The 15,223-nt window shown below is 61.9% G+C and carries 12 protein-coding genes; 1 reads left to right on the top strand and 11 read right to left on the bottom strand.

The annotated features are described in order from the left end of the window. Positions 1–2: 2 nt before the first annotated feature. From hutI to hutC, 11 genes are all read right to left on the bottom strand, one after another. The gene (gene hutI / locus ACUN0G_RS00865; RefSeq protein WP_445572503.1) at positions 3–1,208 is read right to left on the bottom strand and encodes an imidazolonepropionase; all 1,206 of its coding nucleotides are present in this window, start codon (positions 1,206–1,208) and stop codon (positions 3–5) included. 16 nt (positions 1,209–1,224) lie between these two features. Then, positions 1,225–2,634 (bottom strand): amino acid permease, encoded by a 1,410-nt coding sequence (locus tag ACUN0G_RS00860; RefSeq protein ID WP_063033490.1) that lies wholly within the window; start codon positions 2,632–2,634, stop codon positions 1,225–1,227. Positions 2,635–2,816: 182 nt separating this feature from the next. Then, positions 2,817–4,355 (bottom strand): histidine ammonia-lyase, encoded by a 1,539-nt coding sequence (gene hutH / locus ACUN0G_RS00855; protein WP_085984627.1) that lies wholly within the window; start codon positions 4,353–4,355, stop codon positions 2,817–2,819. 19 nt (positions 4,356–4,374) lie between these two features. Next, entirely contained in the window at positions 4,375–5,898 is a 1,524-nt protein-coding gene (locus ACUN0G_RS00850) for an HAL/PAL/TAL family ammonia-lyase (RefSeq protein ID WP_445572502.1), read from the bottom strand. Positions 5,899–6,034: 136 nt separating this feature from the next. Further along, on the bottom strand, positions 6,035–6,859 hold the full coding sequence (locus ACUN0G_RS00845) for a quaternary amine ABC transporter ATP-binding protein (protein ID WP_167662987.1): 825 nt from the start codon (positions 6,857–6,859) through the stop codon (positions 6,035–6,037). Continuing rightward, positions 6,856–7,707 carry an ABC transporter permease gene (locus ACUN0G_RS00840; protein ID WP_017478193.1) on the bottom strand — a complete coding sequence of 284 codons (852 nt, stop codon included), beginning with the start codon at positions 7,705–7,707 and terminating at the stop codon, positions 6,856–6,858. The genes ACUN0G_RS00845 and ACUN0G_RS00840 overlap by 4 nt, the downstream gene beginning before the upstream one ends. A 71-nt stretch (positions 7,708–7,778) precedes the next feature. Then, complete coding sequence (locus tag ACUN0G_RS00835) at positions 7,779–8,744, bottom strand: ABC transporter substrate-binding protein (RefSeq protein WP_076018113.1); 966 nt, start codon at positions 8,742–8,744, stop codon at positions 7,779–7,781. 69 nt (positions 8,745–8,813) lie between these two features. Further along, positions 8,814–10,271, bottom strand: a complete 1,458-nt coding sequence (locus tag ACUN0G_RS00830) for a purine-cytosine permease family protein (protein WP_421553319.1) — start codon at positions 10,269–10,271, stop codon at positions 8,814–8,816. A 149-nt stretch (positions 10,272–10,420) separates the two neighbouring features. Next, the gene (gene hutU, locus ACUN0G_RS00825) at positions 10,421–12,091 is read right to left on the bottom strand and encodes a urocanate hydratase (RefSeq protein ID WP_445572501.1); all 1,671 of its coding nucleotides are present in this window, start codon (positions 12,089–12,091) and stop codon (positions 10,421–10,423) included. A gap of 324 nt (positions 12,092–12,415) precedes the next feature. After that, positions 12,416–12,976: a HutD/Ves family protein gene (locus ACUN0G_RS00820; RefSeq protein WP_063033495.1), complete on the bottom strand. Its 561-nt coding sequence runs from the start codon at positions 12,974–12,976 to the stop codon at positions 12,416–12,418. Then, a complete protein-coding gene (gene hutC / locus ACUN0G_RS00815; RefSeq protein ID WP_177025851.1) occupies positions 12,973–13,752 on the bottom strand; it encodes a histidine utilization repressor in 780 nt (259 codons plus the stop codon). The genes ACUN0G_RS00820 and hutC overlap by 4 nt, the downstream gene beginning before the upstream one ends. Positions 13,753–13,830: 78 nt before the next feature. Between hutC and ACUN0G_RS00810 the strand changes: the two genes are divergently transcribed. Then, on the top strand, positions 13,831–15,195 hold the full coding sequence (locus ACUN0G_RS00810; RefSeq protein ID WP_445572500.1) for a formimidoylglutamate deiminase: 1,365 nt from the start codon (positions 13,831–13,833) through the stop codon (positions 15,193–15,195). The last annotated feature ends 28 nt before the right edge of the window (positions 15,196–15,223 follow it).

Here is a 15,223-nt window from a genome sequence, read left to right as displayed (position 1 = left end):
CCTTAAACGGTGACATCGGCGCCGTGGCGCACGACGCGTTTATCCAGCTCGCCACCCAGCCAGTAGGCCAGGTCAGCGGGGCGATCAATCTGCCAGGCGACAAAATCCGCGACCTTGCCCACTTCCAGCGAACCGTGGCTGTCGCCCAGGCCCAAGGCGGTAGCCGCATATTGCGTGGCGCCGGCCAGGGCTTCTTCCGGGGTCATGCGGAACAGGGTGCAGGCCATGTTCAGCATCAAGCGCACCGACAATGCCGGTGACGTGCCCGGGTTGAGGTCGCTGGCGATGGCGATCTTCACACCGTGCTTGCGCAGGGCGTCCATCGGCGGCAGCTGGGTTTCCCGCAGAAAGTAGAACGCCCCCGGCAGCAACACCGCGACGGTACCGGAAGCGGCCATGGCGATGGCGTCTTCCTCGGTCATGAATTCCAGGTGGTCCGCCGACAGCGCCTGATAACGCGCCGCCAGGCTGGAGCCGTGCAGGGAGGACAACTGCTCGGCGTGCAGCTTCACCGGCAAGCCGAGCTTGTGTGCAGCGATGAAGACGCGCTCTACCTGCTCCGGTGAAAACGCCAGGTATTCACAGAAGGCGTCGACCGCATCCACCAGACCTTCCGCTGCCAGTGCCGGGAGCATTTCAGCGCAGATGTGTTCGATGTAAGCATCGGCACGGTCCACGTACTCCGGCGGCAACGCGTGAGCTGCCAGGCAAGTGCTGCGTACGCTCACCGGCAGCTCGGCGCCGAGGCGGCGGATCACCCGCAGAATCTTGCGCTCGCTGGCCAGGTCCAGGCCGTAGCCGGACTTGATCTCGACGGTGGTTACACCGTCCCGCAGCAAACTGCGCAAGCGCTTGCGGCTGCTTTCGAACAGCTCATCTTCGGTGGCCGCCCGGGTGGCGCGCACGGTGCTGGCAATACCGCCACCGGCCGCTGCGATCTCGGCATAGCTCACACCTTCCAGACGCTGCTCGAACTCGCCGCTGCGATTGCCGCCGAACACCGTGTGGGTGTGGCAGTCGATCAGCCCGGGCGTGACCCACGCCCCTTGCAGGTCATGGGTGGTCGCGTAGTCCGCCTTCGGCAGTTCGGCACGCGGACCGATCCACTCGATGAGCGTGCCCGAGGTCACGATGGCGGCATCCTCGATGATCGAGTATTTGCCCTGGGCCATGGTTGCGACGTGGCAATGTTGCCAAAGCGTTTTCATCAACGCCTCCGTTGGGTTATCGATGAGACAAAGCCGGGTCGTAATGAACCTTGGCTGCTTGCCCGGCGGAGGGTTTGACCCACAGCAGATAGGCAACGATCAGCAAGACGATCCACACGGCACCGACCATAAGGGCGGCCTGGGTGTCCGGGAAGTAACCCAGCACGCCGAAGATAAACAGCATGAACACGATGGCCGCCGCTGGCGCGTAGGGCCAGAACGGCACCGGGAATTTCAGCTCGGCAATCTGTTCCTTGGTCATGGAGCGACGCATGGCGACCTGGGTAACCAGGATCATCAACCACACCCACACCGTGGCGAAGGTCGCAATCGAGGCGATGACGAGGAACACGTTTTCCGGGATCAGGTAGTTGAGCACCACACCGCCGAGCAACGCGGCGCCCATCACCACCACGGTCATCCATGGCACGCCCTGGCTCGACAGTTGGGCAAAGCCTTTGGGCGCCTGCCCTTGCTGGGCCAGGCCGTACATCATGCGACCGGCGCCGAAGATGTCGCTGTTGATGGCCGAGACAGCGGCGGAGATCACCACGATGTTGAGGATGGTCGCCGCCGAGCCTATCCCCAGGTTGCTGAAGATCTGCACGAACGGGCTGCCCTGGCTGCCGATCTGCGGCCACGGGTAGATCGCCATCAGCACAAACAACGTCAGCACGTAGAACAGCAGGATGCGCAGTGGCACGGCGTTGATCGCCTTGGGAATCACTCGCTGCGGGTCCTTGGCTTCGCCGGCGGTGATGCCGATGATTTCGATGCCGCCAAAGGCAAACATCACCACCGCGAAGGACGCAATCAAGCCACCCACGCCGTTAGGCATGAAGCCGCCGTGGGCCCACAGGTTGCTGAGGCCGGTGGCCGGTGCTTCGCCCGCCGAGTGAATGCCGAACAGCATGATGCCGAAGCCGCCGAGGATCATCGCGACGATGGCGCCGACCTTGAGCAGCGACAGCCAGAACTCCATTTCGCCAAAGACTTTGACGTTGCACAGGTTCAGGCCGCCGATCAGCAGCACGATGCCGAGCACCCAGACCCAACGCGCGACTTCGGGAAACCAGAAGCCCATGTAGATGCCGAAGGCGGTGACGTCGGCGAGGCAGACGATGATCATTTCAAAGGCGTAGGTCCAGCCGAGGATAAAGCCGGCCATTGGGCCCAGGTAAGTGCTGGCGTACTGGCCGAAGGAGCCGGACACCGGGTTGTGCACGGCCATTTCGCCGAGGGCGCGCATGACCATGAAGACGGCGGCGCCACCGATCAGGTAGGCCAGCAGTACGGCCGGGCCGGCCATCTGGATGGCGGAGGCAGAGCCGTAGAACAGCCCGGTGCCGATCGCGGAACCGAGTGCCATGAAGCGAATATGTCGGGCGGAGAGCCCGCGTTTTAGCGTCTTTTCTTGCTGGTGCATTTCTCGTCCTTAATTATTTTTATCCTGAGAAAATTCGAATCTGTAGAAGATCAAATGTGGGAGCTGTCGAGCCCCAGCGAGGCTGCGATAGCGGTGGGTCAGGCTACGAAAGTGTTGCCTGTTCCGGCGCCATCGCAGCCTCGCCGGGGCTCGACAGCTCCCACACGGGATCGGTGTCGCTCTTACAAGCTCGGCAGCAATTTCGCCGGCACCAGCTCATTCAGGCAACGTGTTGCCAACAACTCACTGGCGGCGTTGATGTCCGGCGCAAAGAACCGGTCCTTCTCATAAAACGCCACTTTGCTGCGCAGGATCCCGCGCGCCTTTTCAAGGGCAGGCGAGGTTTTCAAGCCATTGCGCAGGTCCAGGCCCTGGCACGCGGCCAACCATTCCACCGCCAATACACCGCGGGTGTTTTCGGCCATTTCCCACAGGCGTTTGCCCGCAGCCGGCGCCATGGATACGTGGTCTTCCTGGTTGGCCGACGTCGGCAGGCTGTCGACGCTATGGGGATGGGCCAGCGCCTTGTTCTCGCTGGCCAATGCCGCCGCGGTCACCTGGGCGATCATGAAGCCGGAGTTCACACCGCCGTTGCCCACCAGGAATGGCGGCAGTTGCGACATGTGCTTGTCCATCATCAACGAGATACGACGCTCGCTCAGGGAGCCGATTTCCGCGATGGCCAATGCCATGTTGTCAGCGGCCATGGCCACCGGTTCAGCGTGGAAGTTGCCGCCGGAAATCACGTCTCCTTCAGCCGCAAACACCAACGGGTTATCCGACACGGCGTTGGCCTCCACCACCAGCACTTCCGCTGCCTGGCGGAACTGGGTCAGGCAGGCGCCCATGACTTGCGGCTGGCAGCGCAGGGAGTACGGGTCCTGGACCTTGTCGCAGTTCTCGTGGGATTGGGAGACTTCACTGCTTTCACCCAGCAGGGCGCGATACGCGGCGGCAGAGTCGATCTGGCCACGCTGGCCACGGGCAGCGTGAATGCGTGCGTCGAACGGCGAGCGCGAACCCAGTACGGCTTCCACCGTCAGGGCGCCACAGGCCAACGCACCGGCAAACAGGTCTTCGCCTTCGAACAGGCCGCGCAGGGCATAAGCGGTGGACACCTGAGTGCCGTTGAGCAGGGCCAAGCCTTCTTTGGCGGCCAGGGTCAGCGGCGTCAGGCCGGCGACTTTCAGCGCCTCGGTGGCTTCCAGCCATTCGCCTTTATAGCGGGCCTTGCCTTCGCCCAGCAGCACCAGCGACATGTGGGCCAATGGCGCCAGGTCACCGGAGGCACCCACCGAACCTTTCAACGGAATGTGCGGGTACACCTCGGCGTTGATCAGGGCGATCAGCGCGTCGATGACCTGCCGGCGAATCCCGGAGAAACCACGGCTCAGGCTGTTGACCTTGAGCACCATGACCAGCCGCACCAGCGCATCGCTGATGGGCTCACCCACGCCAGCGGCGTGGGACAGCACCAGGGAACGCTGGAGGTTTTCCAGGTCTTCGCTGGCGATGCGGGTCGAGGCCAGCAAGCCGAAACCGGTGTTGATGCCGTAGGCGGTGCGGTTCTCGGCGAGAATCTGCTCCACACAGGCGACACTGGCTTCGATCTGGGCCGAGGCGCTGTCATCCAGGCTGAGGGTTACCGGCTGCTGGTAGATGGCCCGCAGTTGGGCAAGGCTCAGTTGGCCTGGAATCAGGTTTAGCGCAGTCACATTCATACTCCTTTTGAATTAGGTTTCAGTGCAAATTCGGTAAAACACGGTTCAACAAATCGGAGGCCTTGAGCAACGCGGCGGTGGCTGCGATGTCCGGCGCCAGCCAGCGGTCCTGGTCGTAGGCCGGGACGTGTTCACGCAGCAAACGCCAGGCGGCGTCGGTGCCAGCGCCGAAGCGTTGCTCCTGGAGAAACTCGAACGCCTGGGCTGCCAGCAGGTACTCGATGGCGAGGATCTGGGTGACGTTTTCCAGCACCGAATACAGCTTCAGCGCGGCGTTGGTGCCCATGCTCAGGTGGTCTTCCTGCAAGCCTGAGGTGACGAAGTTGTCGAGCACCGCCGGTTGCGCCAGCTGGCGGTTTTGCCCGCACAGCGAGGCCGCGACGTACTGCACGATCATCATCCCGGAGTTGACCCCGGGGTTGCTCACCAGAAACGCCGGCAAGCCACTCACGTGCGGGTTGATCAGGCGGTCCAGGCGGCGCTCGGCAATGGAGCCGATTTCCGCCATGGCGATGGCCAACATGTCCGCCGCCAGGGCCACGGACTGCCCGTGGGGGTTGGCCTGGGACACCACGCGGTAGTTGTCCGGGGTGCCGAGCACCAGCGGGTTATCAGTGGCGCCGTTGAGTTCGGTTTCGATCTGGCGGGTGGCATGTTCCAGTTGGTCGCGGGCGGCGCCGTGCACCTGGGGAATCGAACGGATGCTCAGGGCGTCCTGGGTACGAATGCCTTTGCTGCTGGCGATCACTTCACTGCCGTCCAGCAACGCCCGCAGGTTGATGCCCACTTGCTGCATGCCCGGGTGCGGCTTGAGGGCAATGATTTCTTCGTCGAAGGCGTCGATCTGGCCGCGCTGGGCTTCGAAACTCATGGCACCGATTACGTCGGCCCATTGCAGCAGGCGGTGCGCATCGGCCAGGGCCAGGCAGCTGAGGCCGGTCATGCACGGCGTGCCGTTGACCAGGCACAGCCCGTCCTTGGCACCGAGCACCACCGCCTGCAAACCTTCTTCGGTCAGCGCCTGGTGCGCCGGAACGATACGGCCCCGGTAGCTGACGTCGCCGACGCCGAGCAAAGCGACGCCAATGTGCGCCATGTGGGTCAGGTAACCCACCGAGCCCTGGGACGGCACTTGCGGCGTGATGCCATGGTTGAGCAGCCCCAGCAGCGAATGCACCACCTGCGGATGCAGGCCGGATTTGCCGTGGCTGTAGTTGATGATCGCCGCGCAAATGATCGCACGGGTTTGCTCCACGCTCAGTGGCGCGCCGACGCCGCAGGCATGGCTGAGCAAGGTGTTGCGCGACAGCCGGCTCAGCTGTTCGTCCTTGAGCGACACATTGCACAAGGCGCCCAGGCCGGTATTGATGCCATAGGCGCGCTCGCCGCTGCTGACGATACGCTGGACGATGGCCTGGGCATTGTCGATGCGAGCCCAGGCGTGGCCCGAGAGTTCGAGGATCGCACCGTGGCGGGCCACGGCGACCACGTCCTGCCAACGCATTGGGGCGTCGGCGATGATGATTTTTTCAGCCTGGGACATCGTTGTACCTTCTTCAATTCTTGTGCAGCCTTACCGGCCTCTTCGCGAGCAAGCCCGCTCCCACATTTGAAATGCATTCCCCTGTGGGAGCGGGCTTGCTCGCGAAGAGGCCAGCCGGCTCACCACAAGATCCGGATCAGACCACCGCAGCCCGCCGCTGAACAAACCGGTCCACATATTCATCCGCCGGCGAATGCAGGATTTCCCGGGGCGTGCCGACCTGGATCAGCTTGCCGTCCTTGAGGATCGCAATGCGGTTGCCGATACGCACGGCCTCGTCGAGGTCGTGGGTGATAAAGACGATGGTCTTGTGCAGGGTCTTTTGCAGCTCCAGCAACTGGTCCTGCATCTCGGCGCGGATCAGCGGGTCGAGGGCGCTGAACGCTTCGTCCATCAGGATGATGTCGGTGTCGGCCGCCAGGGCGCGAGCCAGGCCCACCCGTTGGCGCATGCCGCCGGACAGCTGGTGCGGGTATTTGTTTTCGTAGCCTTTGAGGCCCACGGTTTCGATCCAGTGCAACGCACGCTCGGCGCACACTTGCTTGGTTTCGCCGCGCACTTTCAGGCCATAGGCGACGTTGTCCAGCACGCTCTTGTGGGGCAGCAGGCCGAAGCTCTGGAACACCATGCTGATCTTGTGCCGGCGGAATTGGCGCAGGGCTTCCATGTCCAGTTGCAGGATGTCTTCGCCGTCCACCAGGATCGCGCCGCTGGTGGGGTCGATCAGGCGGTTGAAGTGGCGCACCAGGGTCGACTTGCCGGAACCCGACAGGCCCATGATCACGAAGATCTCGCCGGTGGCGATGCTCAGGGACAGGTCGTTCACACCCACCACGCAACCGGTCTCGGCCAACACCTGGTCCTTGGTCTTGCCCTGGCCAATCAGCGCCAGCGCCTCCTTGGAACGGTTGCCGAAGATCTTGAATACGTTTTTGACTTCAATCTTGCTGACGGTAGTCATTTGCTCGCCTCATGCCGTGGACGACCATAGGCCTGGGTAATGCGGTCGATGACCACTGCGAGAATCACGATCGCCAGACCGGCTTCAAGGCCACGTCCGACGTTAAGCGTCTGGATACCGACCAATACGTCTTCACCCAGGCCACGAGCACCGATCATCGAGGCGATGACCACCATCGACAGGGCCATCATGGTGGTCTGGTTGATCCCGGCCATGATGCTCGGCAGGGCCAGCGGCAGTTGCACGCCGAACAGTTGCTGCCAGCGGTTGGCACCGAAGGCGTTGATCGCTTCCATGACTTCGCCGTCTACCTGGCGAATGCCCAGGTCGGTCAGGCGAATCAGTGGAGGCGCGGCGTAGATCACCGTGGCGAAAATCGCCGGGACCTTGCCCAGGCCGAACAGCATCAGCACCGGGATCAGGTACACGAAGCTGGGCATGGTTTGCATGATGTCCAGCAGCGGCATCAGCACCGAACGCAGGCGGTTGCTACGGGCCGACAATATCCCCAGGGGAATGCCGATCAGCACCGAGATCACCGTGGCCACCATCATCAGCGCCAGGGTTTGCATCAGCTTGTCCCACAGGCCAACGGCGCCCACCAGGAACAGCAAACCGACAATCACCGCTGTAGTGACGACCTTGCGCGTGGCGTGCCAGGCGATGCCGCCGACAATTGCCAGCATCAGCCACCAGGGTGCTGCGCGCAACACCCCTTCAAGATTGACGATGGCCCACAACAGCGTATCGGAGATGTGCCGGAACACATCACCGTAGTTGGTCACCAGCGAATCAACCCAACTGTTGACCCAATCGGCGATGGAAAACGTAAAACTCTCAGGAAACATAGTGTGCTCTCGATCCAGTGGGTTGTGGCCGTGCGTCCGCTTGCCGGCGAGGGCAACCGGAAACGCTCAACCTACAAGGCCGCGTCGATTTTCTTGGCTGCGTCGTCGCTCACCCATGCGTGCCAGACTTCAGGATGTTCCTTGAGGAAAATTTTCGCCAGTTTTGGCGATTCAATTCGTTCTTTGGCCATACGGCCCAGGTTCTGGTTCAGCAGGTCGATGGGCAGGTTGACCTTTTCCAGCACGGCCACCAATTCCGGGGCTTGCTCGTGGAAGGTCTTGGACAGACCGACCTTGATGCTCACGCTTTTATCCACACCGGGCTTTTCTTCCAGCTTCACCAGGTCGACCTGGCCCATCAACGGGGTGGGCGACCAGTAGTAGAACAGGATCGGCTCGCCACGCTTGTAGCTCGACAACACCGCCGCATCCAGCGCCGGGCCGGTGCCTGGGCGGAAGTTGGTGTAGGTGCTTTCCAGGCCATAGCTTTTCAGCATCTCGCTGTTGTCCAGCTCACAGGTCCAGCCGGCCGGGCAGTTGTAGAAACGGCCCTTGGACGGCTCTTCCTGGTCCTTGAACACCGAGGCGTATTTGGCCAGGTCGGCGATGCTTTTCAGGTCCGGTGCCTTGGGTTCCAGCTTGCGCTTGGCGTCGCCTTCGATCACGTAGCGCGGCACGTACCAACCTTCGACAGCGCCCACCACCGGAGCACCGACACCCACGACCTTGCCGGCCTTCTCGGCCTTGTTCCAGACTTCGCTGCGGCCTACCCACTCCTCGGCGAACACCTGGATGTCATTGCTGCTCAGGGCGTTTTCCATGGTGATGGAGTTACCCGGCAGGCTGTCGGTTTTGCAGTCATAGCCTTTTTCCAGAACGGTTTGCAGGATGTCGGTCAGCAACATGCCGCTTTCCCAGTTCAAACCGGCAAATTTCACCGGCTTGCCGGACTCGCACCAACCGGCCGCCTGGGCGCCAGCAGAAGCCAGCAAGCCTGCCGAAAACAAAGTGGCCAACAGGGTCTTATTCATTTTCATTGTTGTGACGCTCCCAATCTTGAAATGGATTACGGCAGTCAGTAGGCATCCTGCCCTGTCCACGTCCCATCAGGCCTGTGCAACCAGCCCGTTTGTCGTTGGTGCAGCGCCCTGCTCTACCGGCAGGATCAAGTGTTCAGGTATTGCGCTGTGCCACTTTTTGGCAGCCCAGTAGTACAGCGCAGCCGGCACCACCAGGCCGATGATCCAGGAGATATCGGTGTCGCCGAGGCTGGCGACCAGTGGCCCGGTGTAGAAATGCGTGGAGATGAACGGCATCTGAATCAGCACGCCAAACACGTAGATGCTGATGCCCATCAGGTTCCAGCGACCGTAGCGGCCGTCGGGATTGGACAGCGCCGGGATGTCGTAGCGTTCTTTGGTGATGCAGTAGAAATCCACCAGGTTGATCGCGCTCCAGGGCGTGAAAAACGCCAGCAGGAACAGGATGAACGCGGAGAAATCCTTGAGGAACGAATCCTTGCCCAACAACGCCAGCGCAGCGGCAAGCGACACCATGACGAAGATGTACAACAGGCGCGTGCCACTGCCGATATGTCGGCTGCCACGGAAGCCGCTGATGATCGTCGCGATGGACATGAAGCTGCCGTAGGCATTGAGGGTGGTCACGGTGACCTTGCCGAAGGCGATGCTGAAATACAGCAGCGCCGCGACGATCCCGGTGCCGCCCAGGCCGACGATAAACGACACTTCGTGGTGAGCGAATTGCGAACCGGCCAGGGCCGCTGCGAATACCCCAAACACCATCGAAGCCTGCGCGCCGATCACCGAACCCAGGCCCACGGCCCAGAAGGTTTTCGACGCTTGCGTGCTGCGCGGCAAATAGCGCGAGTAGTCCGCCACGTAAGGGCCGAACGCAATCTGCCAGGACGCCGACAGGGAAATCGCCAGCAGGAAACTGCTCAGGGAAAAATGCTTGTTGCCCAGCAACGCACCGATGTCGTTACCGGCCAGCAGCTTGTAGAACAGGTACACGAAGGCAACCACACCCAGCACGCTGGCGACGCGACCGATACCGTGGATCACCCGGTAGCCGAAGATCGTGAACACCATGATCAGCCCCGCGAACAACACGATGCCGACCCAGTCTTCGACGTGGAGCAACTGCGCCACCGCCTGCCCCGCCAGCAATGAGCCGCTGGCGGAAAACCCGATGTACATCAGGCACACCAGCACCAGCGGGATCACCGCGCCATACACGCCAAACTGCACGCGGCTGGAGATCATTTGCGGCAAGCCCAATTGCGGGCCCTGGGCTGCGTGCAACGCCATGACGCCGCCGCCCAACAGTTGACCGATCAACAGACCGATCAACGACCAGAACACATCACCGCCCAACACCACGGCCAGGGCCCCGGTGACAATCGCGGTGATTTGCAGGTTGGCACCCAACCACAGGGTGAACTGACTCAATAGACGGCCGTGTCTTTCCGCTTCCGGGATGTAGTCGATCGAACGCCTTTCGATCAACGGGGTGGTGCTTGCACGAGCGTCTGTTACAGCCATTTATGTTCAACCTCTGATGGATTGTTCTGTATGCGGATTGCTCTTCTGTGGGAGCTGGCTTGCCTGCGATGGCATCACCTCGGTCTTACTGAAAAACCGAGTCGTCTGCATCGCGGGCAAGCCCGGCTCCCACAGGACCGAGCCAGTATTTATTTGATCATCGGGAGATTGAGGCCCTGCTCTTTGGCGCAGTCGATGGCGATCTGATAACCCGCATCGGCATGACGCATGACACCGGTGGCCGGGTCGTTGTGCAGCACGCGGGCGATGCGCTCGGCCGCTTCGTCGGTACCGTCGCAGACGATCACCATGCCGGAGTGCTGGGAGAAGCCCATGCCGACGCCGCCGCCGTGGTGCAGCGAAACCCAGGTCGCGCCGCTGGCGGTGTTGAGCAAGGCGTTGAGCAGTGGCCAGTCGGACACGGCGTCGGAACCGTCCTGCATCGATTCGGTTTCACGGTTAGGGCTGGCCACCGAGCCGGAGTCCAGGTGGTCGCGGCCAATCACGATCGGCGCCGACAGCTCGCCGCTGCGCACCATTTCGTTGAATGCCAGGCCGAGCTTGGCGCGCTGACCCAGGCCAACCCAGCAGATACGTGCCGGCAAGCCCTGGAAGCTGATGCGCTCGCGGGCCATGTCCAGCCAGTTGTGCAGGTGGGCGTCGTCCGGGATCAGCTCTTTGACTTTGGCGTCGGTCTTGTAGATGTCTTGCGGGTCGCCAGACAGTGCCGCCCAGCGGAACGGGCCGATGCCGCGGCAGAACAGCGGGCGAATGTAGGCCGGTACGAAACCCGGGAAGTCGAAAGCGTTTTTCACGCCTTCTTCCTGGGCCATCTGGCGGATGTTGTTGCCGTAGTCGAAGGTCGGCACGCCCATTTTCTGGAAGTCCAGCATCGCCTGAACGTGTACCGCCATGGATTGCTTGGCGGCCTTGATCACCTCGGCCGGTTCGGTCTTGGCGCGGGCGCGGTATTCGTCCCAGGTCCAGCCGGCGGGCAGGTAACCGTTGAGCGGGTCGTGGGCGCTGGTCTGGTCAGTGACCATGTCCGGGCGCACGCCGCGCTTGACCAGTTCCGGCAGGATTTCCGCCGCGTTGCCCAGCAGGGCGATGGAGATCGCGCGACCTTCCTTGGTGTATTTCTCGATGCGCGCCAGGGCGTCGTCGAGGTCGGTGGCTTGCTCGTCGACGTAGCGGCTGCTCAGGCGGAAATCGATGCTGACCTGCTGGCATTCGATGTTCAGCGAGCAGGCGCCGGCCAGGGTGGCGGCCAGCGGCTGGGCGCCGCCCATGCCGCCGAGGCCGGCGGTCAGTACCCAGCGGCCCTTGAGGTCATCGTTGTAATGTTGGCGGCCGGCTTCGACGAAGGTTTCGTAGGTGCCCTGCACGATGCCCTGGCTGCCGATGTAGATCCAGCTGCCGGCGGTCATCTGGCCGTACATGGCCAGGCCCTTGGCGTCGAGTTCGTTGAAGTGTTCCCAACTGGCCCAGTGCGGCACCAGGTTGGAGTTGGCGATCAGTACGCGCGGGGCGTTGCTGTGGGTCTTGAATACACCGACGGGTTTGCCGGATTGCACCAGCAGGGTTTCATCGTCGTTGAGGTTGGTCAGGCTTTCGACGATCTGGTCGTAGCATTCCCAGTTGCGCGCGGCACGGCCGATACCGCCGTACACCACCAGCTCTCTCGGGTTCTCGGCCACCTGTGGGTCGAGGTTGTTCATCAGCATGCGCAGCGGCGCTTCAGTCAGCCAGCTTTTGGCGGTGAGCTTGTTGCCACGGGCAGCGCGGATTTCAACGTCACGGTACTTGGTAGGCTTGGTCACAAAAAATTCCTCAACGATCAATGCGCGAACATGATTGGTGCGAAGAGGATGTTCATGGACTCTTACGCACACATCTTTACTTGTACATACAAGCATATGCAATCAAGCGGCCAACTTTGCGCGCAAGGTTTGTAGATTTTTTCGGGACGAGGGTGGAAGCCTTGGAAAACAAGGCTTCGCAGCATAATGAATTTTCTTACAAGGGATTTTTACAGTGCGGGAGACTTGTCATCGAGGCAGGGCTTTGCGCCATGCTGGGGCGTTCGGTAACAAGTTGGTGCGGGAAGAGGGAAACAAAATGTGGGGGAAGAAACCCCCACCTGTTCAAGCGGCTGCAGTCAATTCGATAACGCAGCAACGGCCAATCACGCTGACGTCCAGCAGGCCGGTGTTACCGTCCAGTTGCAGGCAGTCGTGACGGTTCAGCCGCTCGCCGAGCACCTTCACTTCATCGGCCACGCTGAACACCAGCACGGTGTGCGCTGCACTGAAGAAACGCTGCGTGCCGTCCATCCATTGCAACCGCGCTTGATAGCGTTGCGGCGAATAGATGAGGTTGAAATCGCGGATCGGCCCACCGATCAATCGGCAGGCCACCTGGCTGTCACCCTTGAACGGGAATGGCTGCAGCGGTAACAACCCGAGTTGTTCCTCGCCGTCCACCGTCAGCACCATGCCCGAGCCTTGCAGCACGGTGATGATCCGCTGGTACCCGGCAAAGGTGGAAAACCCGCCCGACTCGGCGATATCGGCAATCGACAGGCGCCAGCCGAAACCGTCCAGGCCCTCGCCCGCGTCACGGGTGATTTCTTCAGTGCTGCCGCCGCCGTTTTTCCACGGCATGCGGATGTAATCGGCGGCGCGCCAGACTTTCATCGAACTCATTTACTGAAACGTCCTTCCAGGCTATGACGGGAACCGGGGTGGATCAAACGCGCAGCCGTGACCGGCTGGCGGCCAGACCAGGTGCGGCGGCGAATCAACAGGCATGGCTCGCTGGTTTCAATTTGCAGCAACGTGCATTCATCGGCGTCGGCCAGGATCGCCTCCACCACGTGCTCGCCTTCGGTCAGCGGTGCCACCTGGTTGAGGTAGGCATAGGGCGTTTGCTGGGTGAAATCCTGCTGCAGGTATTCCGGTGCGACCAGGGCGTTGACGAAGCGGTCTTCGATTTGCACCGGGATGTCGTTTTCGTAGTGCACGATCAACGAGTGGAACACCCGCCCGCCTTCGCGCATTTCCAGGGCGACGGCGCGCTCGGAACCGGCGGCTTCTTCACCGAGGGTGATGACTTTGCACGTATGACGATGACCGCGAGAGGCGATCTCATCGGCAATGTTGTGCACTTCAAACAGCGCCGATTGACTCTTGGGCTCGGCGACAAAGGTGCCCACACCTTGCATGCGCACCAGCAGGCCTTCGGCGGTCAACTCGCGCAGCGCACGGTTGATGGTCATGCGGCTGAAGCCCAGCTGGTTGACCAGTTCGCTTTCCGACGGCACGCGATAATGCGGCGGCCAATTGCCGTTGAGAATCTGCTGGCTGATCATCTGTTTGACGCGGGCATACAAGGGCGCCGGACTTTCGTCCATGTGGGCAGCCAGTGGAGACTTGGCAGGCGGAGTCGGCACGGGAAATCCTTGTAGGTGAAAAAGAAGCATAGCTTGCCGGAGTTTACCGAGCAGGCAAACGTCTGTATATGTATATACAAATAAACACACGACCGGGGTGCCTGAATCATGTCCGCTTTCTTTGCCGAACGCGCGCTGCTGCCTAATGGATGGGCCAACGATGTACGTCTTGAAGTCAGCGCCGATGGCCTGCTGACCCAGGTTGAGCCTAACGCCAGTGCAGACGGTGCCGAACGGCTGAGGGGCCCGGTGCTGGCGGGCATGCCGAACCTGCATTCCCACGCGTTCCAGCGGGCGATGGCCGGGCTGGCGGAAGTCGCCGGCAACCCGAATGACAGCTTCTGGACCTGGCGCGACTTGATGTACCGGATGGTTGGCAAGATCAGCCCCGACCAACTGCAGATCATCGCGCGCCAGCTGTATATCGAAATGCTCAAGGCCGGCTATACCTCGGTGGCCGAATTTCACTACGTGCACCACGACGTCAGCGGCCAGCCTTATGCAGACCCCGCCGAGCTGTCGCGACAAATCAGCCAGGCCGCCGCCGGCAGCGGTATCGGCCTGACCTTGTTGCCGGTGCTCTACAGCCATTCCGGTTTTGGCGGCCAGGCGCCCAATGAAGGCCAGCGGCGCTTTATCAACAGCACCGAGCATTACCTGAACCTGCAATCACGCCTGCAACCGATTCTGGCTGCGCAACCGGCGCAACAGCTGGGCCTGTGCTTCCACTCGCTGCGCGCGGTAACACCCCAACAGATCAGCGACGTGCTGGCCGCCAGCGACAAGACGTGCCCGGTGCATATCCATATCGCCGAGCAGCAAAAGGAAGTCGACGACTGCCTGGCCTGGAGCGGCCAGCGTCCGCTGCAATGGCTGTATGACCATGTTGAAGTGGATCAGCGCTGGTGCCTGGTGCACGCCACCCACGCCAACCCGGAAGAAGTGACGTTGATGGCCAAGAGCCGGGCGATTGCCGGGCTGTGCCTGACCACTGAAGCCAACCTGGGGGACGGAATTTTCCCGGCGGTGGACTTCCTGGCCCAGGGCGGGCGCATGGGGATTGGTTCCGACAGCCATGTATCGCTGAGCGTGGTGGAAGAATTGCGCTGGCTGGAATATGGGCAGCGGCTGCGGGACCAGCGGCGCAACCGGCTGTATCGCAGCGATCAACCGATGGTCGGCCGCACGCTGTTCGATGCCGCGCTGGACGGCGGCGCCGAAGCGCTGGGGCAGCCGATTGGGCGCCTGGAAGTCGGCAAGCGTGCGGACTGGCTGGTGCTGGATGGCAACGATCCATACCTGGCGACGGCAAACGAAGACGGGATTCTCAATCGCTGGCTGTTTGCCGGGGGTGATCGCCAGGTGCGCGATGTGCTGGTGAACGGCCAGTGGGTGATTCGCGACGGGCATCACGCCGCCGAAGAAGACAGCAGCCGGGCGTTTACCCAGGTTCTGCGGGATTTGCTGGGCTAACAGACGACACATAACAAAATGTGGGAGC

This window comes from Pseudomonas sp. 32A, assembly GCF_052682255.1.
Note: the sequence above shows the minus strand (reverse complement) of the source record. Positions and strands in the feature narration are given on the sequence as shown.